Here is a 23,736-nt window from a genome sequence, read left to right on the forward strand (position 1 = left end):
GGTGGGTCAGTTTTACTTGACTAGCGGGGGTCAATTCTATTTTACGATCTACAGTCTGGAGATTGTTGAAAGGCAATTGAGGGATCGCACGGTAAGGACCGGTGAAGAAGAGCTTTTTAAAGCTCGGGCAAGAGAGATTGGTTCGATCAAAATAATTGACCTCATCAAGGCTCGACTGGATACAAAAAACGATTGTTTTGTTGCCGAACTGCCGAGCTTGGGGTTAAAAGATGTCCGAATTGACGATGCCCTGGTACATGAAAATGAGCGCATGCTGACCGATGGTTTTTACGCCGAAGTCACCCTGGTCTATGATGCTACCATTGCCCAGGAGAAGAATGGTCGTCCTTTCGCGATTGAAGGCTTGCGTGCCATTCAACTTTCGAAAGTGGATGCACTTACAGTACTGCAGCGAAGGAGGAGTCATTTCACCACAGATGAATGGAAACGTCTCCTAATACGTTCAGTAGGATTAGAACCGGACGCACTTTCAGAACGGGCTCAGAATATCGCCTTATTGCGGATGGTGTCTTTTGTAGAGCGAAACTACAATCTTGTGGAAATAGGTCCCCGGGGGACTGGCAAAAGCCATTTGTTTCAGCAAATCTCTCCTTACTCCCATTTGATATCCGGTGGTAAAGCCACAGTGGCTAAAATGTTTGTGAATAATGCTACCGGGCAACGTGGCCTTGTCTGCCACTATGATGTCGTGTGCTTTGATGAAGTGTCCGGTATATCCTTTGATCAGAAAGATGGCGTTAACATCATGAAAGGCTATATGGCCTCCGGTGAATTTTCCCGTGGCAAGGAAAGCATCCGTGCTTCCGGCTCCATTGTAATGCTGGGAAATTTTGATGTAGATGTCCAGCAGCAGCAACGCATCGGCCATTTATTTAGTCCACTCCCGCCCGAGATGCGGGATGATACTGCTTTTATGGACCGTATTCACGCCTATGTACCAGGATGGGAGTTTCCCAAGCTCAATCCGAATATTCATCTTACGGATCATTTTGGTTTAGTCAGCGACTTTCTCTCCGAATGCTGGCACAAACTCCGTGATGGCAGCCGGGTTTCCGCGCTGCAGGGTCGGGTTAACTGGGGGGGTGCCCTTAGCGGTCGCGATATTGAAGCCGTCAATAAAACCGTTAGCGGCCTGATCAAGCTGTTTTTCCCTGATCCCGAGATGCCGATACCTGATGAAGAGCTGGAAAAGATCGTCCGTATTGCTTTGGAATCGCGTCGCAGGGTGAAGGAACAGCAAAAGCGCTGCCTCAAGACTGAATTTCGAAATACTCATTTCAGCTTCTCCATGGGAGTAGATGGGGTGGAGCAGTTTGTTTCCACACCGGAACTCCATAGTGACGAAACCATTGACAGTGACCCTTTGCCTCCGGGGCAGGTATGGGCGATCAGCCCCGGCGGGCAGGACGCTTCCCCAGCTTTATATCGAATAGAGGTTACCGTTAGTCCTGGCAGTGGGGTAAAAATTCTTAACGCACCAGTTCCGCCGGCATTTCGGGAGAGCGTCCGTTACGGAGAACAGAATCTATATGTTAGGGCCAAAGAGCTGGTTGGAGACCGCGACCCGCGCGCGCATGAGTTTTCCATCCAATTACGCGCTATAGACGTGGAACGTTCGGGCCAGGGGCTCGGCTTACCAGTGCTGATTGCACTTTGCGGCGCTCTAATCGAGCGAAGCGTTAAGGGTGGATTGATCATAGTCGGAGCCTTAAACCTTGGCGGTTCCATTGAGATGATACCAAATCCGGTTGCTGTGGCCGAACTGGCCCTAGAGAAAGGAGCTACGACGCTGTTAATGCCTATATCCTCTCGAAGGCAGCTATTTGATCTTCCTGATGAAATGGCTACAAAGATCAATATCGAATTTTATGCTGATGCCGCGGATGCTTTTGTTAAGGCGATTGTTGATTAGTTGCCATGGCCCGTAGTATTCCGGCAAATCACCCCATGGTGCACCGGAGCGGTCTACCCAAAGCATGGCATTTAGCATCTACTGTTTACCTCCAGCAAATATTTTTGATAAAACAGCAGGAAAAAAAGGGCGCACCAAGAAGTCTTATTTATATAGAAAATTTAAAATTGTCGAAATTTTGCGCCTGGAGGGGATCAGTATGCTCAAAGTGAACTACGAACCGCTGTCACCACTGCAGTTTTTACAGCGCAATGCAGCGGTGCTGCCCGACAAGCCGGCCGTGCGCTACGGGGAGCAGGTTTATACCTACCGGCAGTTTTACCGGCGGGTGCTGCGCCTGGCCAGCGCGCTGCACAGAGCAGGGCTGCAAAGGGGAGATAAGGTAGCCTTTCTCTGCCCCAACACACCGCCCATGCTGGAAGCCCATTTCGGTGTGCCCTGGGCGGGCGGCGCGCTGGTCAGCATCAACATCCGGCTGTCCGCGCGGGAGATAGCCTACATCATCAACCACTCGGACAGCCGCTTCTTATTTGTGGACAACGAGTTGGCCCCGGTGATCCAGCCGGTGCTGTCCGAGCTGACCGGGCTAAAAGGCATAGTGAACATCTGTGACCTTTCGGCGGACCGGCCCCTGCCCGGCCCGGACTACGAGGAGTTTCTGGCCGGGGGGAGCGAAGACGATCTGCCCATACCGGTGGAAGACGAAAACGAGGTTATTACCATCAACTACACCAGCGGTACCACCGGCCTGCCCAAAGGGGTGATGTACACCCACCGCGGGGCCTACCTGAATGCGCTGGGCGAAGTGCTGCACAGCGCAATGGACAAATCCTCCTCCTACCTGTGGACCCTGCCCATGTTCCACTGCAACGGCTGGTGCTTCACCTGGGGCGTGATTGCGGCCATGGCCACCAATGTGTGCCTGCGCAAGGTGGACCCGGCCGAGGTTTTCCGCCTGATTGGCCAGGGGCTGGTTAGCCACATGTGCGCGGCGCCCATTGTGCTCAGCGGCATGATCCTCTACCTGGAGCAAAACCGGGTGGAGCTGCCCCGCCCGCTGCACATCCTCACCGCCGGAGCGCCGCCCTCTCCCACCGTGATCAAGAACATGGAAAGCATCGGGGCCACCGTCACCCAGGTCTACGGTCTGACCGAGGTTTACGGGCCGCACAGCATCTGCGAGTGGCAGGAGCAGTGGGACGACCTGCCGGTGGAAAAGCGGGCCGAGATCAAGGCCCGGCAGGGCGTGCCCTACATCACAGCCGTGCATATGACCGTGGTGGACCCGGCCACCATGCAGGAAGTGCCCCGGGATGGGCAAACCCTGGGCGAAATTGTCATGCGGGGCAACAACGTCATGGCCGGCTACTACAAGCAGCCCGAAGCCACGGCCGAGGCCTTCCGGGGCGGCTGGTTCCACAGTGGGGACATGGCTGTGGTGCACCCCGACGGCTATGTGGAGATCAAAGACCGGTTGAAAGACATTATCATCAGCGGGGGGGAAAACATCTCCACCGTCGAGGTGGAAAATGTGATTTACCAGCACCCCGCTGTGCTGGAAGTGGCCGTGGTTTCCACTCCCGACCCCAAATGGGGCGAGGTGCCCAAAGCCTTTATCATGCCCAAGCCCGGCACCAGCCCCACGGCCGAGGAGATCATCAATTTCTGCCGGGAGCGCATTGCCCGCTACAAAGTGCCCAAATACATCGAGTTTGGGGAGCTGCCCAAAACCGCTACCGGTAAAATACAGAAATTCAAGCTGCGCGACCGGGAGTGGGCCGGTCGGGAAAAGAAAGTGCAGGGCTAACATTATACCGGCCCGGTGGAGTTCACAGCTCTACCGGGCCAGCTGTTTTGGGGTGGGAATGGGGCGGACCGGCCAGCAAATATGTCCGCCTGGCTGGTGGTTGCTAATTCCGGTGCAGGTGTGCAGTTGTGGCCGGTGGAAGTCCGGTTTAATTTACAGCAAGCTAAAATAGCATAGATACCGGTGTGCCGCCGGCCTGATAGCCCGGATCGGGCGGCAGATCGGGGCCGGCGGCCGCCTGCACGGCCAGCTGGTCGCAGCGGTTGTTGTAGGGGTTGTCGGCGTGGCCCTTGACCCAGACAAAGGTTACCCGGTGCTTTTCCAGAAGGGGCAGCAGGCGCTGCCAGAGATCGGGATTTTTGGCCGGCTCGCCGTTTTTGCTCTTTCTCCAGCCCAAACTGCGCCAGCGGTACACCCAGCGCTGGTTTATGGCATCCACCAGATAGCGGCTGTCGCTGTACAGGGTGACCTGGCAGGGGCGCCTGAGCGCTTCCAGGCCGATGATGGCCGCCAGGATTTCCATGCGGTTGTTGGTGGTGCGGGCAAAGCCGCCGCTCAGTTCCTTGATGTTATCCCCGTATTTTAAAATCACGCCGTACCCGCCCGGGCCGGGATTGCCCGTGCAGGCCCCGTCCGTGTAAATTTCCACTTTCGGTAAATCCTGCTGCATGTTTGCACCTGCTTTCTTGGATTGCTGGTACTATTTTATCAGCTTTTTTATACCCCCAAACCGACCGCCGTGCAAGAAAAATTTTTCCGGAGCAGGATTTATGATGGTAGATATGGAATAAAGGCGGGGTAAAGTTTGCCAGAGATTGTCGCAAAAGGTGGTGAGGTGGCCTACAGGTGCTGATTGTAGTGAATGAAGCAGGGTTGTGGTTTGTGAGGAAAGGGAGAAGCAGGTAAAATTTTTGAGGAGGTATGACCCAAAATGCATTGGCGGCGTGTATCTTTGTGGTTGAGTGCCGTGCTGGTGCTGGCCATGCTGCTGGTGAGCGGCTGCGGTGGCGCCGAGCAGAAGGCGCCCACCGGCGAAAACAAGGAAAAACTGAAAGTGGCCTTTATTTACGTCGGCCCGGTGGGCGATGCCGGCTGGACCTACGCCCACGACCAGGGGCGCCAGTATCTGATGCAAAAGATGCCCGATGTGGAAACCAGCATTGTGGAATCGGTGCCCGAAGGGGCCGATGCCGAGCGGGTGCTCACCCAGCTGGCCGAACAGGGCAACAAGATTATCTTTGCCACCAGCTTTGGCTACATGGACCCGGTGATCAATGTAGCCCAGAAATATCCTGATATTGTGTTCATGCACTGCTCGGGCTACAAAACCGCGCCCAATGTGGGCACCTACTTCGGCCGCATGTATCAGGCCCGCTACCTGACCGGTATTGTGGCCGGCAAAACCACCAAAAGCAACCTGATTGGCTATGTGGCCGCCCACCCCATTCCGGAAGTAGTGCGCGGCATCAACGCTTTCACTCTGGGCGTGCGCTCGGTCAACCCGCAGGCCAAAGTGAAAGTGGTCTGGACCAATACCTGGTATGACCCGGCGGCCGAGAAGGAAGCGGGCAAAACCCTGCTGGACGCCGGCTGCGATGTCATTGCCCAGCACCAGGATACTCCGGGACCGCAGCAGGCAGCCGAAGAAAAGGGCAAGTTTGGGATCGGCTACAACAGCGATATGAGCAAGATGGCCCCCAAAGCGGTGCTGACCTCGGCGGTCTGGAACTGGGGCCCCTACTATGTCCAGGTGGTCGAAGCGGTGAAGAACGGCACCTGGAAGTCCGAGCAATACTGGGGTCCCATGAGCGACAACATTGTGGGCCTGGCTCCTTATGGTCCAATGGTGGATGAAGCGACCAAAAAGCGTGTGGACGAGGCCAAACAAAAGATCCTGAGCGGTCAGTGGGATGTTTTCACCGGCCCGATCAAGGATCAGCAGGGTCAAGAAAGAGTGCCGGCCGGGCAGAAGATGTCCGATGCGGACATGCTCAAGTTGGACTGGTTTGTGGAAGGCGTGGACGGCACCATTCCCAAGTAATCCGGACAGAGAAAATTTAAGCCGCCTGGAAAATTGGGGCTTGTCACAGGCGCTGTGCTGATATTATCATGAATATGTGATTTTTTGCCGGGAGCTGGCAGATTTTCTGCCAGCGCTCGATCTTTTTATCGAGGGGAAATATAAGGAAATGAGCAGTCGTCCTCTAATTCAGCTGCGGGGAATTACCAAGCGTTTTCCCGGTGTGCTGGCCAACGACCGGGTGGATCTGGACCTGTATGCCGGGGAAATCCACGCCCTGCTGGGAGAGAACGGTTCGGGCAAGAGCACCCTCATGTCGGTGCTGGCCGGTCTTTACCGTCCCGATGCCGGTCAAATCATTGTGGACGGCCAGGAGAGAAAGTTCCGCTCGCCGCGCGATGCCATTGCCTGCGGCATTGGCATGGTCCACCAGCACTTCAAGCTGGTGGAAACTTTTACCGTGGCCGAAAACATCATCCTGGGCCAAAAGGGACGGGGCCCCTGGCTGTCGCCGGCCCGGGTCGAGCAGGAGATCAAAGAACTGGCGGTGCGTTACGGGCTGGAGATCGACCCCCGGGCGCGCATCTGGCAGCTGTCGGTGGGGGAGAAGCAGCGGGTGGAGATTGTGCGCATGCTCTACCGGGGCATGCAGGTGCTGATCTTGGATGAACCCACTGCCGTGCTCACACCCCAGGAAGCCGGGGAGCTGTTTGCCAATTTGCAAAAAATGGCTGCCGCCGGCTGTGCGGTGGTCTTGATCACGCATAAACTGAGCGAGGTGCAGCAGGTGGCCGACCGCATCACCGTGCTGCGCGGGGGCAAGGTGAGCGGCGTGCTCACTCGGGAGCAGTTTAGTCCCCGCGATCTGGCCTGGATGATGGTGGGGCGCGATGTGGTGCTGCACTATGACCGGGAACCGGGCACCATCGGTCCGCCCGTGCTGGAGCTCCAGGGGGTCAGCGCCCTGAACGATATGGGGCGGCCGGGGCTGCAGCAGGTGAGCCTGACCGTGCACCGGGGGGAAATTCTGGGGCTGGCCGGAGTGTCGGGCAACGGTCAGCGCGAGCTGGCCGAGGTGGTGGCCGGCCTGCGCCCGGTGCAGGCCGGGCGGGTGCTGCTGGAGGGGCGGGACATCGCCGGCCTGTCGCCCCGCCAGATCAGCAACCTGGGAGTGAGCTATGTGCCCGAGGACCGGCTGGGCATGGGCCTGGTGCCCGATCTGGGGGCGGTGGACAACCTGATCCTGAAACAGTACCACCGGCCGGAATTCACCGGGCGATTTTTGCTGAAAAAGTCCGCCGTGCTGCAGCAGGCGGCGGCGCTGGTGGAAAAGTACCAGGTCAAGCTGGCCAGCCTGCACCAGCCGGTGAAGATGCTCTCGGGCGGCAATTTGCAGCGCCTGTTGCTGGCGCGGGAAATATCGGCCGGACCCCGCCTGATGGTGGTGATGTACCCGGCCCGGGGGCTGGACATCGGCGCTACCGAGGTGGTGCACCGGCTGCTGTTGCAGCTCAAGCAGCAGGGGGCCGCTATTTTGCTCATTTCGGAAGATCTGGACGAGATTTTCAAGCTGGCCGACCGGGTGGGTGTGCTGTACAGCGGCCAGATTGTGGGCCAGTTTGCGGTGGAGCACACCGATCTGGAGGAAATCGGGCTTTTGATGATGGGTTCCCGTCCGGAGCCACCAGGAGGTGAGCCTGCCGATGCCTCGGCTGTCTGTACGGCTTGAAAAGCGCCTGCACCCCTCGCCGCTGGTCAATGTCCTGGTGCCGGTGGCGGCCGTTTTTCTGGCGCTGTTGCTGGGAGCGGTTTTTCTCAGTCTGACCGGGCAAAAGCCCCTGGCCGTATACCGGGCCATGTTTGGCGGCGCGCTGGGTTCGGCTTACGGGCTTTCGGAAACCCTGGTCAAGGCTATTCCGGTGATGCTGTGTGCGCTGGGCATTTCCCTGGCTTTTAAAATGCAGCTCTGGAATATTGGGGCGGAAGGCCAGCTCTATATGGGCGCTTTTGCCGCCAGCTGGCTGCCGCTGTTCCATCCGGATCTGCCGGCCTGGCTGATGCTGCCCGGCATGATCCTGCTGGGCATGCTGGCCGGCGGGCTGTGGGCGCTGCTGGTCGCCCTGCCCCGGGCCCTGTGGAATGTGAACGAAATTATCACTACGCTGATGCTCAACTATGTGGCCATTCTCTGGGTGGACTACCTGGTGTACGGTCCCTGGAAGGACCCCCAGGGCATGAATTTTCCCCTCACCGCGCGCTTTGCGCCCGCGGCGCTGCTGCCCACCCTGGGCCACTCCCGCATCCATGCCGGCATCTTCTTTGCACTGTTTTTGGCCCTGCTGTTATTATTTGTTTTTCAAAAATCCCGCTGGGGCTATGAGATCCGCGTGATGGGCAGCAGTGTGCCAGCGGCCCGCTATGCCGGGATGAACATCCGGCGCAACATCTACCTGGTAATGCTGCTGAGCGGGGCCATCTGCGGACTGGCCGGTATGACCGAGGTGAGCGGCATCACCGGGCGGTTGCAGCACGCACTCAGCCCCGGTTACGGTTACACGGCCATTATTGTGGCCTGGCTGGCCCGGCTGCATCCCCTGGCCATTGTGCTGGTGTCCATCCTGTTCGGCGTGCTGCAGGTGGGCGGCTACCTGGTGCAGACCATGGGGGTGCCGGCGGCGGTGGCGGCCATGCTGCAGGGAGCCATCCTGTTCTTTGTCCTGGGCGGTGAAATTCTGAGCCATTACCAGCTGCGCCCGGCGCGCTCCCGGGAGGGGCACACCGGGGCGGGCGAACAGCCGGCGGCCTGATCTGGCAAGAGCGGAGGTAGAGCAGAACTTGAACGAACAATCCGTGCTGGTATCCATTCTGGCAGCGGCCATCACGGCCGGTACGCCCATACTCTATGCCGCGCTGGGTGAGCTGATTACCGAGCGGGCCGGGATCATCAACCTGGGTATGGAAGGGATCATGCTGGTGGGGGCCGTGAGCGGTTTTATCGCGGCGGTGGTCAGTGCCAGCCCCTGGCTGGGCCTGCTGGCGGCCATGCTGGCCGGCGGACTGATGGCCCTTGTGCACGCCTTCCTGACCATCACCCTGCGGGCCAACCAGGTGGTTTGCGGACTGGCCCTGACCATCTTTGGCACCGGCCTGAGCGGTTACCTGGGCAAGGCCTATATCGGCCAGCCGGTGCCCAGGCCCTTTCAGGTCTGGCCTTTAGAGCCGCTGGTGCACATTCCCCTGCTGGGCCCGGTATTTTTTCAACACGATGTGCTGGTTTATCTCAGCTATCTGCTGGTACCGCTGCTGTGGGTTTTTCTGTACCGCACCCGGGCGGGGCTGAATTTGCGCAGTCTGGGGGAGAACCCGGCCGCCGCCGACGCCCTGGGGGTGAACGTATTTGGCCTCAAATACCTGTATGTGGTGCTGGGCGGCATGCTGGCCGGAGCGGGCGGCGCCTATCTCTCGCTGGCCTATGCCCCCAGCTGGCTGGAGAATATGACCGCCGGGCGGGGCTGGATTGCGGTGGCCCTGGTGATCTTCGCCCTGTGGAATCCCCTGCGGGCCCTGGCCGGTTCCTACTTCTTTGGCGGCATAGATGCCCTGGGCTTTCGTTTGCAGGCGCTGGGCGTGCTGGTGCCGTCCTTTTTCCTGAAGATGCTGCCCTATCTGTTCACCGTGCTGGTGCTCACTCTGGTGCTGGCCCGCCATAAAAACCGCCTGGGCGCACCGGGAGCGCTGGGCCTGGCTTACGACCGGGAGGAAAGATAATATGACTGATGGTGAGGCGCGGGAATGATGCAGACATTAAAAGAGAGAATATTAAAAGAAGGAAAGGTTCTCGGGCCCGGTATCCTGAAAGTGGACTCCTTTTTAAACCACCAGATTGATCCTGCCTTTACCCTGCAGATGGGTAAGGAGCTGGCCCGGCGCTTTGCCGGCGCCGGGGTGACCCGGGTGCTCACAGTGGAAGCTTCCGGCATTGCGGTGGCCATGGCCACCGCTCTGGCCCTGGGCGTGCCGGTGGTCTTTGCCAAGAAGAAAAAGGCCAGCACCCAGCAGCAGGACGTGTACAGGGCGCAGGTTTACTCTTTTACCCGCCAGGAGGCGGTGGAAATCTGCGTGACGGTGGATTACCTGTCCCCGCAGGATACCGTGCTGATAGTGGATGATTTTCTGGCACACGGCGAAGCCTTAACCGGCCTGGTGAACATTGTGCGCCAGTCCGGGGCCCGGCTGGCCGGTGCCGGTGTGGTCATTGAAAAGTGTTTTCAGCGCGGTGCGGAAAAGCTGCGCCAGGAGGGAGTAAGAGTGGAGGCTCTGGCCGCCATTGCCAGTATGGAGCCGGGCCGGATCATCTTTGCCTGAGGGAGGGATGGACTGTGCTGCAGGAAGTGCGGGTGACCGTGCGGGAGGGGCTGCCCGACCCGGCCGGTGCGGACCTGGTTCGCGAGATCCGGCATTTAGGTGTGCAAGGCATTGAGCGGGTGCGCACGGCCCGCGTCTATCGTTTTGAGGGCATTGACCAGGCCGCGGCCCGGCTGCTGGCGGAAAAGCTGCTGGCCGAAGATATTTTTCAGGAGTACACGGTGAACCAGCCGCTGCTCACCGATGCGGCCGCCCTGGTGGAGGTGGCCCTGCGCCCGGGGGTGATGAACCCCGAAGTGAGCTCGCTGCACAAAGCGGCGGCCGATCTGGGGATTACCGGCCTGCTGGCGGCGGATTCCTCCCGCCTGTATGCCTTTTACGGGCCGGGCGTGACCGAACAGGCGGTGCAGTTTGTGGTCAACCGGCTGCTGGTGAACGCCACCATCGAAACCGTAGTGCGGGAAAAGCCGGCCACACTGCGCATCAGCGGCCAGCCCGGCCCCACCCGGATTATCGCCATCCGCGGCATGAGCGACCAGCAATTGCTGGAACTCAGCCGGGACAAATTGTTTTTAAATCTGGAAGAAATGCGGGCCATTCAGGCCTATTTCAGCCAGCTGGGCCGCGATCCCACCGACTGTGAGCTGGAGACCCTGGCCCAGACCTGGTCGGAGCACTGCGGGCACAAAACCTTTAAAGCGGCGCTGGTGGTGGACGGCCAGCCCAAACCGTCGCTGCTGTCCCGCCTGCAGGAAGCCACCCGCCGGGCCGGCCACCCCCTGGTGCGCTCGGCTTTTGTGGACAACGCCGGGGTGATGGAGTTCTACGAGGGCTGGGCCATCTGCGGCAAAGTGGAAACCCACAACTCCCCCTCGGCCATTGAGCCTTACGGCGGGGCCATGACGGGCAGCGGGGGGGTTTTTCGGGACATCATGGGTACCGGCCAGGGGGCGCGGGTGATCGCTTCCACCGATATGTTTTGTTTTGCCCCTCCCGATCTGCCGGCCGCCGAGGTGCCGCCGGGCTGCCTGCACCCGCATTACCTGCTGCGGCGGGTGGTGGCCGGGGTGCGCGATTACGGCAACCGCATGGGCATCCCCACCAACAACGGCTCGGTACACTTTCACCGCGATTTCCGGGCCAAGCCTTCGGTGATTGTGGGCGCGTACGGCCTGCTGCCGCTGGAACGCTGCCGCAAAGGCCGGCCGCAGCCGGGCGATCTGGCCGTGGTGATTGGCGGGCGCACCGGGCGGGACGGCATTCATGGAGCCACTTTTTCCAGCGGCGAGATGACCAGCCGCACCATTGATATCAATGCCAGCGCGGTGCAGATCGGTCACGCTATCGAAGAAAAGCGCCTGGCCGACGCCCTGTGGCAGGCCAGCCAGGCCGGGCTGATCCGGGCGGTCACCGACTGCGGGGCGGGGGGCTTTTCCTCGGCCCTGGGCGAAATGGGCGAAAAGACCGGCGTGCGGGTGTATCTGGACCGGGCGCCTTTGAAATACAGCGGCCTGGCTCCCTGGGAAATCTGGGTGTCGGAAAGCCAGGAAAGAATGGTGCTCTGCGTGGAGCCCCGGCACCTGGAAGAACTGCTGCGTATCTGCCGGGAAAACAATGTGGAAGCCACCGTGCTGGCCGAGTTCACCGCTGACCGCCAGCTGGTGGTGGAATACGCCGGGCAGGAGGTCTGCCGGCTGGATATGGAATTTCTGCACAACGGCCTGCCCAGAAGGCAGCTCACCGCCCGGGCCGCCCGGCGCCAGCACCGCGAGCCCGACCCGGCGGTGCTGGCCGGGCTGAAGGTGGAAGAAATCTGGCCCAGAGTGCTGTCCCACCTCAATGTCTGTTCCAAGGAGCCCATTGTGCGCATGTACGACCACGGCGTGCAGGGCAGCTGCGCCCTGCCGCCCTATGACGGGGTGGACGGCAGCGCGCCCAATGATGCCGTGGTGCTGGCACCGCTGCCCGGACGGCCCTACGGCGTGGTGATCAGCCACGGGCTCAACCCGGTGCTGAACACCATTGATCCCTATTCCGGCAGCCTGTGGGCGGCCGCCGAGGCGGTATCCAACGCCGTGGCTGTCGGCGCGGCACCGGAGGACCTGTGCCTGATTGACAACTTCATCTGGCCCTTCCCGGATGAGGAGTCGCTGTACGACCTGGACCGGGCGGTGGACGCCTGCGTGGACTTTGTGGCGGCCACCGGTATGCCCTTCATCTCGGGCAAGGACAGCCTGTCCAGCACCTACCGGGGCGAAGACGGCCAGATCATCAAGATACCGCCCGTGCTGTGCGTTTCGGTCTTTGGCCGCCTGCCCGATGTGCGTAAAACCGTCAGCAGTGACTTCAAGCGAGCCGGCAGCACGGTGGTTCTGCTGGGTTACCGGCAGACGGAACAGATGGGCGGCTCGGTGCTCTACGATCTGCTGGGCGCTACCGGCAACAATCTGCCCCGCCTGCACCTGCCGGGGGCGGTGGCGGTCTGGCGGGCCCTGCACCGGGCCATTACCGCGGGTCAGGTGCTGGCCTGCCACGACATCAGCGAGGGCGGCCTGGCGGCGGCCCTCAGTGAAATGTGCTGGGGCGGCGGTCTGGGGGCGCGGCTGAGCGTAGCCGCGGAGCGCTGGTGGGAGTTCTTGTTCAATGAAACCCCGGCCTGCTTTGTGCTGGAGCTGCCGGCCGGAACCGACCCGGCCGGGCTGTTTGCCGGACTGCCCTGGCAGGTGCTGGGCACCACCCTGCCGGAGCGGCACCTGGTGCTGGAAGGGCTGCCGGATGGAGTGCGGGAGCTGGACCTGGCCGGTCTGCAGCAGGCCTACCGGGCTCCCCTGCGGGAGGTGTTTGGAGCATGACCGCAAAGCCGCGGGTCTGTGTACTGCGCACCGATGGTACCAACTGCGACCGGGAGACCTATTACGCTTTTGCACAGGCCGGTGCCGAGTGCCGGATGGTGCATGTGAACCAGCTGCGCGCCGGGGCGGAGAAACTGGCCGGCTATCAAATACTGGTCATCCCCGGCGGGTTTTCCTACGGCGATGATGTGCACTCGGGCAAAATTTTGGCTGTGGAGCTGACCTCCTATTTGCGCGAGCAATTGCAGTCCTTTGTGGATGCCGGCAAGCCGGTGCTGGGTATATGCAACGGCTTTCAGGTGCTGGTGCGCACCGGCCTGTTGCCGCGCGGCCGCATGGGCCAGATTGAGGCCGCGCTCATGCCCAATGACAGCGGGCATTTCGAGTGCCGCTGGGTGCGCCTGCGGGTGGAAAAGAGCCCCTGTATTTTCACCCGGGAACTGGAAGGACAGATCATCGACATTCAGGTGGCGCACGGCGAAGGCAAGTTTTTCGCCCGGCCGGAAACCCTGGCCGAGCTGGAGCAAAACGGCCAGGTGGTTTTCCGCTATGTGGATGCGGCCGGCCGGCCCACGCTGGATTATCCGGCCAATCCCAATGGTTCCCCCGGGGCCATCGCCGGCATTTGCGATCCCCGCGGGCTGGTGCTGGGGCTGATGCCCCACCCCGAGCGCTGTGTGGAGCCCTACCAGCACCCCCACTGGCGCCGCACTGCCGCCCTGCCGCTGCCCTGCCGCCAGATCTTTGCCAGCGCGGTCCGGTATGTGCAGGGACAGTACTAATTAATTTAAGGATGGAAGAACATGTCCGGCAATCAGACAATTAACATTCGCAAGGCCCGCATTACCGATGTGGAGGAAATCCACGCCCTGATCACCCACTTTGCCGACCAGGGCCTGATGCTGGCCCGGCCGCGCTCGGTGCTCTACGAAAGTGTGCGGGAATTCACCGTGGCCGAGCAGGGCGACCGGGTGATCGGGGCGGGCGGTTTGCACATCATCTGGGAGGACCTGGCGGAAATCCGGGCCCTGGCCGTGCACGAGCAGTTCGGCCGGCAGGGCATCGGGCGGCGCCTGGTGAAGGCTTTTCTGGATGAAGCCCGCCAGCTGCACATCCCGCGGGTTTTTGCCCTGACTTACCAGGTGGGCTTTTTTTTAAAATGCGGTTTCCGCCATGTACCCAAGCAGGAGCTGCCCCACAAGGTCTGGAAAGAGTGCATCAACTGCCCCAAATTCCCCAACTGTGAAGAAGAAGCGGTCGTGATCGATTTATAGGCGCACACCACCGCAAAGCAAACCCACCCGGCACAGCACCGCCGGGTGGGTTCTGGTTTTTTACGCCGCACTATTCTGTTTTACGCCGCACTATTCTGCCGCGGCCGGGTTTTTCAGTTCGCCCACTTTAAAGTGGGCCGGCATGGTCTGCTCCAGGAATTCCCAGGTTTCTTGGGCATTGGTGCGCCAGTTGGTGGGACAGCCGGAAAGCGCTTCCACAAAGGAAAAACCCCGGCCGGCCAGCTGGTTTTCCAGCGCTTTTTTTAAGTAACTCTTGAGCTGGCGCAGGTTGCTGATGGTGCCCCGGGCCACATAGGCGCCCTGTCCCGTAATGGCGGCCACCATTTCCGGGCCCTGCATGGGCGGGCCGGTCAGGTGGACGTCGCGACCGTAGGGGCTGGTTTCGGTTTTCTGGTCGGGCATGGTAGTGGGGGCCATCTGGCCGCCGGTCATGGCATAGACCGTGTTGTTGGCCAGAATTACGGTGATGCGCTCATTGCGGGCGGCAGCGTTGACCAGGTGCTGGGAACCGATGGCGTAACCGCCTCCATCGCCCATGTAGGCAATGCCGATCAAGTCGGGGTTGGCTCTTTTGATGCCCGTGATCACCGGCGTGGTGCGACCGTGGTGGGTCTGCACGCTGTCCAGGTTGAAAAAGTCCCAGGCCAGCAGGGAGCAGCCGATGTCGCAGCCAAAAACCGTGCGGTCCTGCAGGCCCAGTTCATCAATCGCTTCCCCCAGCATTTTCAAAACCAGGCCGTGCCCGCAGCCCGGACAAAACTTGTGCGGTTTGGTTTCGGCCCGCCATACGCGGGGCATTGCCGGAGCAATTGCCATATCAGGTCCTCCCGATAATAAATTAGAACATGTTTAAATTTTGCCCGAATCTGTCAATGTTATAAGTATTAATACACGGCGTTTTGCGGGGGAGGATGAATTAATTTGCGTTTGCAGCGCTATCTGGCCTGGCCGGGCCGGATCTGGCTGGTGGGGCGGCAGTCGCGGGACGACCGGCGGAGTGTGGTGGCCCGAGGGGTGGATAAATTGATCGCCATTTTGTTGCTCTGGCTGGCCCTGTATCTGACCTTATCCTGGTATCTGGGACAGCGGCCTCTTTTCTGGCCGGCCTTTATCCTGGCGGCCCTGTTGTCCGCGGCCGTGGTGCAGCAGTGGCAGCGGGGGCAAAAAGCGCTGGTCCGGCACAGGCAGCGGGCCTGGCAGGCCGCGCAGGAATTGCGCCAGGAAATGAGCCGGGTGACCGCAGCCCGGGAAATGGTGCCTCTGGTGCAGCGGCTGCTGCGGGAACTGCCGGGTCTGCAGGAGGTGGCGGAACCGGCCGGGACGGCAGGAGAAGAGGCGCCGGCCGCCGGTGTAGCCTTCCTCGAGGCCCAGTACAATGGCAAGAACCTGCTGGTGGCCTGTATCGTGCCGGAGCAGAGCCAGCCGGATAGCGCGGCCGCCGCGGCCGGGCGGGAACTTTCCGCCCGGCAGGCCCGGGAGGTGCTGCTGGCCATCAGCCGGGCCGGTTACACCCGGGCGGTGCTGGTGCCGGCCGGGCGGGTGAGTGCCGGGGCGCTGCTGCTGGCCCGCCGCTGGCGGCACCAGATGAGCCTGTACTGGCTGGATCTGGAGCAAATGGCCCGCCTGGCCGGCTGGCTGGCCCTGCGCCGGGCCGATGCCCCCGGGGGAAAACCCGGCGCGGCGGGCGAGCGGCCTGCGGTGCGGCGTTTCGGCCCGGGGTTCCGGGGCTGGCCGGCGCTCACCTGGCCCGGATCCGGGGCCTTTCTCAAAGCTGCGCTCTGCCTGGTGGCCTGTGCCGGGCTGCTGGAGGCGCACTGGCGGCCCCTGTATCTGGGCGCGGCGCTGCTCAATGCCGGCCTGGCCGGTTACAGCTATTACATTTACAAAACGGCCGGTCAGTGGGGTTTGCCCCGCTGACCGGCTGTTTCTATTGGTCAAATCGTCCGGCCGCTGTCTGGCGCAAACCCGGCCGGCGTGTTAGAATACTGTTTGGATTATTTAGCCCGGGGTGAAGTGAAATGCTGGCGGAACTAAAAATTGCGCTGGGACAAATGCAGGTGATCCCCGGCCATCCTGACCAAAATGCCCGCAAAATGCTGGACATGATTCAGGAGGCGCGGGAGCAGGGCGCCCATCTGGTAGTGTTTCCCGAGATGGCCATTCCCGGCTACTTGCTGGGCGATACCTGGGAGCAGACTGCCTTTTTGCGCGACTGCGCATATTATGGACAGCAGATTGTCCGGGCCGCCCGGGACATCTGTGTGGTTTTTGGCAATGTGGCGGTGGACTGGCAGAAGAAGAACGAAGACGGGCGGGTGCGCAAATACAACGCCTGTTTTGTGGCGCAGGACGGCCGGCTGGTGGGTGGAGACAACTTTATTTACCCTTTCCGGATCAAAACCCTGCAGCCCAACTACCGGGAATTTGATGACAGCCGCCATTTTTACAGTTTGCGGCAGCTGGCCCAGGAGCTGGCCTGCCCGGTGGAGGAGATGCTCCAGCCCGTGGAGGTGGTCATTGACGGCAGCAAATTGCGGCTGGGCTGCCTGCTCTGCGAGGACGGCTGGAGCGACGATTACGCCGTGCGGCCCATGGAGGTGCTGGCCCGCCGGGCCGGCGCGCAGCTGCTGCTCAATATATCCACCTCCCCCTACACCCGGGGCAAAAACCAGAAGCGGCACCGGGTATTTTCCCGCCAGGTGGCCGGTTGCGGCGTGCCGCTGGTCTATGTGAACAGCGTGGGCATACAGAACAACGGCAAAACCGTGTATACCTTCGACGGCTTCAGCACGCTGTACGACAGGCGGGGCGCGGTCACAGACTATGTGCCGCCCTTTCAGGAAGAGCTCCGGGTGGTGACGCTGTCGCTGCAGGCCGAGGCGGGCACGGCGCCGAAAACACTGCCGCCCGATGACGGCATCGACAGCATTTACCGGGCCCTGCATTACGGCATCCGGAATTTCCTGGCGGCCACCGGCATCAGCCGGGTGGTCATCGGCATTTCCGGCGGCATTGACTCGGCGGTGAGCGCGGCGCTCTATGCCCGGGTGATGCCGCCCGGGGATCTGCTGCTGGTGAACATGCCCGGCCGGTACAATTCGGCCACCACCCGCGGCCTGGCGGCACAGCTGGCCGAAAACCTGGGCTGCCTGTACACCGTGCTGCCCATTCAGGAAGCGGTGGATTACACGGTCAAGCAGCTCACCCAAACCCCGGTGCAGGATCCGGTGCACGGCCGGCAGTTGTTCTTGAACATCACGCCGCCGGTTACCGAAAATATCCAGGCCCGGGACCGTTCGGCCCGGCTGCTGGCCGGTATAGCGGCCGCCTTTGGCGGGGGCTTTACCTGCAATGCCAACAAGAGCGAGCTCACTGTGGGGTACGCTACGCTTTACGGTGACCAGGCCGGTTTTCTGGCTGCCCTGGCCGACCTCTGGAAACATCAGGTGTACGAGCTGGCCGCCTATTTGAACCAGCAGGTGTACGGCCGTATGGTCATCCCGCAGGGCATTATGGACATTGTGCCCAGCGCCGAGCTATCGCCCGAGCAGGCGGTGGATGAAGGCAAGGGTGACCCGCTGGTCTATCCCTATCACGACTACCTGTTCCGCGCTTTTATGGAGCACTGGAACCGGGCCACCCCGGAAGATATACTGGAATGGTACATGCACGGGGTGCTGGAGGAAAAAATCGGCTGCCGGCCCGGTCTGCCCGGGGAAATCTTCCCCACAGCGGCCCATTTTATCGCCGACCTGGAACGCTGGTGGACGCTCTACACCGGTCTGGCCGTGGCCAAGCGCATCCAGGCTCCGCCGGTGCTGGCGGTCAGCCGGCGGGCTTACGGCTTTGATCACCGCGAGGCCCAGAACCGGCCCTATTTCACCGCCCGCTACCGGCAGCTCAAAGAGCAGCTCCTGAAAAATTGTCCTCCGGCCGAGCGCTAATCCGGCAGGAAAACCGCTTTACATGTATAATGTATTATTTGTATAATGTATTTCTACATAACAGAAATGCATTAAGGCGGACAACATATTGATGAAAGGGGCGTGGGCGCCGGGGACAGATTGCTGTGGGGGTTAGATGTGATTAAATGTATAAATAAACAGGAGGTTGAAGAAACAGATGTATTGGAACAAGATGCGGGGACGTGGTATGCTGCTGGCCGTGCTGCTGCTGTTTGTGATGGCCCTGGTGGCCGGCTGCGGTGGGGCCCAGCAGGGCGGTGAGCAAAAGGCCGCTCCGGAACAGGGCGCCAAGAAGTTCATCAACATTGCCACCGGCGGGACAGCCGGCGTGTACTATCCGCTGGGCGGCGCCATTGCCAACATCCTGAACAAGAATGTGCCCGGGGCCAATGCCACGGCGCAGACCACCGGCGCTTCGGTGGCCAATGTTAACCTGCTCAAAGACGGCAGCGTGCAGATGGGCTTTGTCCAGAACGACATTGCCTACTATGCCGTGAACGGTGTGGAAATGTTCAAGGATAAAAAGGTGGAAAGCCTCAAAGGGCTGGCCACACTGTATCCGGAGACCATCCAGATCGTGACCCTGCAAAAGACCGGCATCAAGAGCGTGGCCGATCTGAAAGGCAAGCGGGTGGCCGTGGGTGCCGTGGGCAGCGGTGTGGAAGCCAACGCTCACCAGATCCTGGAAGCCCATGGCATCACCTACAATGATATCAAAGTGCAGTACCTGTCCTTTGCCGAAGCGGCCAACAACTTGAAGGACGGCAATATTGACGCGGCCTTCCTCACCGCCGGCTTCCCCACCGCCGCCGTACAGGACATTGCCGCCCAGAACCAGGTGGTCCTGCTGCCGGTGGAAGATGCGGTGGCCGACAAGCTGATCCAGAAATACCCCTTCTACAGCAAGATCACTGTGCCGGCCAATACCTATCCGGGACAGACCCAGGATGTGCAGTCGCTGGCCGTGCGCTCCATGCTGGTGGTAAACGACAAGGTGGATGATCAGCTGGCCTATGACATGGCCAAAGCCATCTTTGAAAACCTGGATGCTTTGAAAGCAGCGCACTCGGTGGGCAAGCTGATTGACAAGAAAACCGCTCTGGAAGGTATGTCCATCCCCGTACATCCCGGTGCGGAGAAATACTTCAAAGAGGCGAAATAAAAGTTACATGCCTTACACCCTGGCCGGGGTGGCCAGACGACCGGCCCTGCGTAATGCGGGCCGGTCAATTTATGCGCCAGCGGTCGGGGATCTGGACAGGACGGTGGTGGGATGGCCGGGCGGCGAAAAATCAACCGGATAGTGCTGCTGGGCCTGCTGGGCAGCTGTCTGGCGCTGGTGCCCTGCTGGCCCGCTCTGCAGCTGCAGGCCGTGCCCGACCGGCCGGCAGCACCGGGCGGCCGGGGAGCGGCCAGTGCCGGGACGGTACTGCTACCCCTGTGGCAAGGGAGCCATTTTACTCTGGAATACCGGCACTCGGTAAACAAAACGCCGGTGTGGGAGGAGTTTGTGGCTCTCCCGGGCCGGGGCCTGCTGCTCACCGGCACGGCTTTTCAGTCCTACGGGGTGGGTACACCTTTTGAGCCGGGCGAGGGCAGGCTGGTGCTCCGGGAGGGCTATTTTGAGCTGACCGGCCTGCACCGGCAAATGCCCGGGCTGGATTTGCGCGTAGTGCCGCTGAATCATTATCACCTGCGCTATGCCGGGCAGGACTACCCGCTGAGCAGCTATTTTGCGCCCGGAGCCCTGGTGCGCATCACCGCGGTGCGCCGGAGCCTGCCCGGTCTGCTCGGCTTTTGGTGGCGCGGTCCATGAACCGGCCGGTGGGGCCGGGAGCGCCCGAGTTTGCTTGCTTGTAGCGTGTGCCTGAGTCAGAAGGGGGGTTGTTGATCTTTTGGCCGAGAAAAACTTGCCCAACGAGAAGGCTTTGCCGGGCCGGGATACAAATGATGCGGTTAATCTGGAAGAATTGATGGCTAAGTACGATCGGGAAGCCGATTACCGGCGGCCGGGAAAAAAGTTGGCGCTGCTGATCTCCATAGTGGCGGTGGCTTTTTCCCTCTTTCAGCTGTACACGGCCGTTTTCGGGGTGCTGGATGCTCAGCTGCAGAGGGCGGTACACCTCTCCTTTGCCCTGCTGCTGGTTTTTCTGCTCTACCCGGGGCGGCGCAGCTGGTCCCGCCAGACGCTGCACTGGCTGGATGCCGTGCTGGCTGTACTGGCGGCCGGGGCACCGCTTTATATTGTGCTGTTTTACAAACAGATTGTCCTGCGGGCCGGTGAACTAACCGCGGCGGATTTGTTTATTGGTGTTACAGGAATATTGCTCTTACTGGAAGCGGCCCGCCGGGTGGTGGGCTGGCCCATTGTCACGGTAGCCGTGCTCTTTATTGCTTACGCCTTTGCCGGTCCCTGGGTACCGGGCCTGCTGGCCCACCAGGGGGTGGATTTGCTGCATCTGGTCGGACACCTTTTCTATACCACGGAAGGAGTTTTCGGGGTTCCGCTGGGTGTATCGGCCACCTTTATTTTTCTGTTCATTCTTTTCGGGGCCTATCTGGAAAAAACCGGACTGGGCAAGTTCTTTATTGACCTGGCCAATGCGGTGGCCGGCTGGGCCAGTGGCGGTCCGGCCAAGGTGGCCGTGTTGTCCAGCGGCCTGATGGGTACGGTTTCGGGCAGCTCGGTGGCCAATGTGGCCGGGACCGGCAGCTTTACCATTCCCATGATGAAAAGTCTGGGCTACCGGCCCGAGTTTGCCGGGGCGGTGGAGGCAGCCGCCTCCACCGGCGGACAGCTGATGCCGCCCATCATGGGGGCCGCCGCCTTTTTAATGGCCGAGTTTATCGGCGTTCCCTATATTACCGTGGTCAAGGCTGCCGTTATTCCGGCCATCCTGTACTTTACCGGTATCTGGATTGGCGTGCACCTGGAGGCCAAAAAGTACGGTTTAAAGGGCATTCCCCGCGACCGGTTGCCCCGGGTGGGACGCTTGCTGTTGGAGAAAGGACACCTGGCTATCCCGCTTTTGGCTATTGTCTATCTGCTGATAGCCGGATACACACCCATGCGGGCGGCGCTGTGGGCCATCCTGCTGACCATTGTGGCCTCCTGTTTGCGTTCCAACACCCGCATTTCCTGGCGTGACGTCCTGGAGGGTCTGGAAAACGGTGCCCGGGCCGCCCTGGGCGTGATCATCGCCTGTGCCACGGCCGGCATTATCATCGGTGTGGTCACCAAAACCGGCCTGGGACTGAAACTGGCCACCGCCCTGATTGCCCTGGCCAAAGGTCACCTGCTGCCCACACTGTTCTTTACCATGATTTCATCTATTGTACTGGGCATGGGCGTACCTACAACAGCCAACTATGTGATCACCTCCACCATTGCTGCGCCGGCCATTATTCAGCTGGGCGTGCCCGTGCTGGCGGCGCACCTGTTTGCCTTTTACTTCGGGATTGTGGCCGACGTCACGCCGCCCGTGGCTCTGGCGGCCTATGCCGGATCGGGCATTGCCCGGGCCAATCCCATGCGCACCGGCGTGAATGCCTCCCGGCTGGCCATTGCCGCTTTCCTGATCCCGTACATTTTTGTGCTGTCGCCGGCTTTGCTGATGATTGACACCACCTGGCCCGAAGTGCTGCGCATGATGCTGACTTCGGTTACCGGGATGATTGGTATCGGGGCGGCGGTAGCCGGTTATTTGTTCACCCGCACCGCCCTCTGGGAGCGCCTGCTCTTTTTTGCCGGCGGGCTGCTGCTGGTGGACCCGCATCCCCTGACCGATTTAATCGGCCTGGGCCTGCTGCTGCTGGCCACCGCCGCGCAGTATCTCCGCCGGCGCAGCGCGACCCGCGCCTAGTCTGGTGCTGTAGTAACAAAAAAGACGCCAGTTTTCCAAACCAAAACCGGGAATTTTTCCCGGTTTTTTGTTTGCCCGCACGGCTGTGGGGACTGCAATGTGCCGGGCCGCAGGGTAAATAATAAGAGCAAGATCAACAATCAAGCCGGAAAGGTGGTGCCGGCCATGCGCTGGGACAAATTCTGGAAAACCGGTGGTGCTATTGCCCTGGGAGCGCTGGGCCTGCCCGTCCTGGCCCGACAGGCCACCGGGCTGGCTGTGCGCAAACTGGTTTACTCCATCATCACTGAGAAATACGAAAAAAACCTCTGGGAACTGGCCGTGGGCACCGGACGCCTGACGCCGGAAGGGCTGGTGGAAACCGAGCTGCGGGCGGCGGCGCAGGATTACATTGAAAGACCCCTGGGCACCCGGCGCAAGTATAACTATCTGGACAAAATCCTCTTTAACGCCGCCCAGCTGGCCGTGCTGCCCGCATCTCTGCAATGCCCGGTGGACATGAGGGTGGTGATTGGTCCCGCGTCCGCCCGGCCCTTAAAACTGCCCATCCCCATCTTGATCGGCGGGATGGCCTACGGGCTGGCCCTGTCCGAGCGCTTTAAAGTGGCCATTGCCCGGGGGGCGACTCTGGCCGGCACCGCCACCAATACCGGTCAGGGCCCCTGGCTGGCGGCCGAGCGGCAGGCGGCGCGCCATTTAATCTTACAGTATTCCCGCGGCAGCTGGAACAAAGAGGCCGCCATTTTGCGCCAGGCCGATGCCATTGAAATACAGCTGGGGCAGGGGGCCCGGGCCGGGGCGGGCTTTGTGCTGCCGGCGGCCAAAATCAGCCAGCAGGTGCGCCGGCGGGCTGGCCTGCCGGCCGGCCAGGATCTGGTGGTGGAAAACCGCCTGCGCCATGCCACCTCGCCCCGCGAGCTGGCCGCCCTGATCCGGCGTTTAAAAGAAGTGACCGGCGGGGTGCCGGTGGGGGTGAAAATTGCCGCGGGGCAGGATCTGGAACAGGATCTGGAAATATGCACGGCGGCCGGAACCGACTTTGTCAGTGTGGACGGGCGGGAAGCCGGCACCCATATGTCCATGCCCATTTTGGAAGACGACTTCGGCCTGCCCACCCTGATCGCCACCTGTCGGGCCGCCCGGTTCTGGCGGGAAAGGGGGCTGCAGGGCAAAGTGAGCCTGCTGGTGGGCGGGGGCCTGATCACGCCCGGGGACTGTCTGAAAATACTGGCTCTGGGGGCCGACGCCGTTTACCTGGGCACAGCGGTGTTGCTGGCCACCACCCACACCCAGGCGCTGCGGGCGGTGCCGTTTGAGCCGCCCACCCAGGTGGCCTATGCCGATGGTTATTACAGCGACCGGTTTAATGTGGAGGCCGGGGCCCGCAGTCTGGCCCGTTTTCTGAAAAGCACCGTGCGCGAAATGGAGGAAGCCGTCAGGGCGCTAGGCAAGACCGCCCTGCGCCAGGTGGGGCCGGAAGATATGTTTACCGTGGACCGGGATGTGGCCGAGATTACCGGACTGCAGCTGGCTTTTCATCCGCCCGGCCGTCATTAATGCCGGCTAAAGAGGCATAATGCTCCGGCCAGTGGCGGCAATGTCGTTCTAACGACAGCGCCGGTGCGTGGCGGATGAC

Annotated in this window: 18 protein-coding genes and 1 pseudogene; 16 read left to right on the forward strand and 3 right to left on the reverse strand. The window is 61.0% G+C overall.

Annotated features, from left to right (window positions below; all coding sequences use genetic code 11):
- The coding region (brxL, locus tag ACUVTU_RS04830; protein ID WP_445888826.1) for a BREX system Lon protease-like protein BrxL at window positions 1-1,933 on the forward strand (1,933 nt) is incomplete at its 5' end.
- A gap of 24 nt (window positions 1,934-1,957) precedes the next feature.
- Here brxL and ACUVTU_RS04835 read toward each other — a convergent pair.
- Window positions 1,958-2,011: pseudogene (locus ACUVTU_RS04835) on the reverse strand (hypothetical protein); the annotation flags it as partial.
- Between the two features lie 121 nt (window positions 2,012-2,132).
- Here ACUVTU_RS04835 and ACUVTU_RS04840 point away from each other — a divergent pair.
- Window positions 2,133-3,740, forward strand: a complete 1,608-nt coding sequence (locus ACUVTU_RS04840) for an acyl--CoA ligase family protein (protein WP_445888827.1) — start codon at window positions 2,133-2,135, stop codon at window positions 3,738-3,740.
- Between the two features lie 163 nt (window positions 3,741-3,903).
- On the opposite strand, the gene rnhA is transcribed toward ACUVTU_RS04840, so the two are convergent.
- Window positions 3,904-4,410, reverse strand: a complete 507-nt coding sequence (gene rnhA, locus ACUVTU_RS04845; protein WP_445888828.1) for a ribonuclease HI — start codon at window positions 4,408-4,410, stop codon at window positions 3,904-3,906.
- A gap of 261 nt (window positions 4,411-4,671) precedes the next feature.
- On the opposite strand from rnhA, the gene ACUVTU_RS04850 reads away from it, so the two are divergent.
- From ACUVTU_RS04850 to ACUVTU_RS04885, 8 genes are all read left to right on the forward strand, one after another.
- Entirely contained in the window at window positions 4,672-5,781 is a 1,110-nt protein-coding gene (locus tag ACUVTU_RS04850) for a BMP family ABC transporter substrate-binding protein (RefSeq protein ID WP_445888829.1), read from the forward strand.
- A gap of 148 nt (window positions 5,782-5,929) precedes the next feature.
- Entirely contained in the window at window positions 5,930-7,489 is a 1,560-nt protein-coding gene (locus ACUVTU_RS04855) for an ABC transporter ATP-binding protein (protein WP_445888830.1), read from the forward strand.
- Window positions 7,464-8,567: an ABC transporter permease gene (locus ACUVTU_RS04860; RefSeq protein ID WP_445888831.1), complete on the forward strand. Its 1,104-nt coding sequence runs from the start codon at window positions 7,464-7,466 to the stop codon at window positions 8,565-8,567. Before ACUVTU_RS04855 ends, ACUVTU_RS04860 begins: the two co-directional genes overlap by 26 nt.
- Window positions 8,568-8,595: 28 nt before the next feature.
- On the forward strand, window positions 8,596-9,528 hold the full coding sequence (locus ACUVTU_RS04865; protein WP_445888832.1) for an ABC transporter permease: 933 nt from the start codon (window positions 8,596-8,598) through the stop codon (window positions 9,526-9,528).
- A gap of 27 nt (window positions 9,529-9,555) precedes the next feature.
- Window positions 9,556-10,125, forward strand: coding sequence for a xanthine phosphoribosyltransferase (locus ACUVTU_RS04870; protein ID WP_445888881.1), 570 nt, complete (start codon window positions 9,556-9,558; stop codon window positions 10,123-10,125).
- A 14-nt stretch (window positions 10,126-10,139) separates the two neighbouring features.
- A complete protein-coding gene (purL, locus tag ACUVTU_RS04875) occupies window positions 10,140-12,977 on the forward strand; it encodes a phosphoribosylformylglycinamidine synthase subunit PurL (RefSeq protein ID WP_445888833.1) in 2,838 nt (945 codons plus the stop codon).
- Window positions 12,974-13,759 carry a phosphoribosylformylglycinamidine synthase I gene (purQ, locus tag ACUVTU_RS04880; protein WP_445888834.1) on the forward strand — a complete coding sequence of 262 codons (786 nt, stop codon included), beginning with the start codon at window positions 12,974-12,976 and terminating at the stop codon, window positions 13,757-13,759. Before purL ends, purQ begins: the two co-directional genes overlap by 4 nt.
- Window positions 13,760-13,780: 21 nt before the next feature.
- A complete protein-coding gene (locus ACUVTU_RS04885; protein ID WP_445888835.1) occupies window positions 13,781-14,251 on the forward strand; it encodes an N-acetyltransferase in 471 nt (156 codons plus the stop codon).
- Between the two features lie 90 nt (window positions 14,252-14,341).
- Here the strand turns inward: ACUVTU_RS04885 and ACUVTU_RS04890 are convergent, their stop codons facing one another.
- Window positions 14,342-15,088, reverse strand: a complete 747-nt coding sequence (locus ACUVTU_RS04890; protein ID WP_445888836.1) for a thiamine pyrophosphate-dependent enzyme — start codon at window positions 15,086-15,088, stop codon at window positions 14,342-14,344.
- 105 nt (window positions 15,089-15,193) lie between these two features.
- Between ACUVTU_RS04890 and ACUVTU_RS04895 the strand changes: the two genes are divergently transcribed.
- The 6 genes from ACUVTU_RS04895 (at window position 15,194) to ACUVTU_RS04920 (ending at window position 23,657) form a co-directional block, all read left to right on the forward strand.
- Entirely contained in the window at window positions 15,194-16,189 is a 996-nt protein-coding gene (locus ACUVTU_RS04895) for a hypothetical protein (protein ID WP_445888837.1), read from the forward strand.
- Between the two features lie 101 nt (window positions 16,190-16,290).
- Complete coding sequence (gene nadE, locus ACUVTU_RS04900; protein ID WP_445888838.1) at window positions 16,291-18,216, forward strand: NAD(+) synthase; 1,926 nt, start codon at window positions 16,291-16,293, stop codon at window positions 18,214-18,216.
- Window positions 18,217-18,394: 178 nt separating this feature from the next.
- Entirely contained in the window at window positions 18,395-19,399 is a 1,005-nt protein-coding gene (locus ACUVTU_RS04905) for a TAXI family TRAP transporter solute-binding subunit (RefSeq protein ID WP_445888839.1), read from the forward strand.
- Window positions 19,400-19,510: 111 nt separating this feature from the next.
- Entirely contained in the window at window positions 19,511-20,053 is a 543-nt protein-coding gene (locus tag ACUVTU_RS04910; RefSeq protein WP_445888840.1) for a DUF1850 domain-containing protein, read from the forward strand.
- A 157-nt stretch (window positions 20,054-20,210) separates the two neighbouring features.
- The gene (locus tag ACUVTU_RS04915) at window positions 20,211-22,100 is read left to right on the forward strand and encodes a TRAP transporter permease (RefSeq protein ID WP_445888882.1); all 1,890 of its coding nucleotides are present in this window, start codon (window positions 20,211-20,213) and stop codon (window positions 22,098-22,100) included.
- Window positions 22,101-22,265: 165 nt separating this feature from the next.
- Window positions 22,266-23,657: an FMN-binding glutamate synthase family protein gene (locus ACUVTU_RS04920; RefSeq protein WP_445888841.1), complete on the forward strand. Its 1,392-nt coding sequence runs from the start codon at window positions 22,266-22,268 to the stop codon at window positions 23,655-23,657.
- The last annotated feature ends 79 nt before the right edge of the window (window positions 23,658-23,736 follow it).

The organism is Desulfurispora sp. (assembly GCF_052744395.1).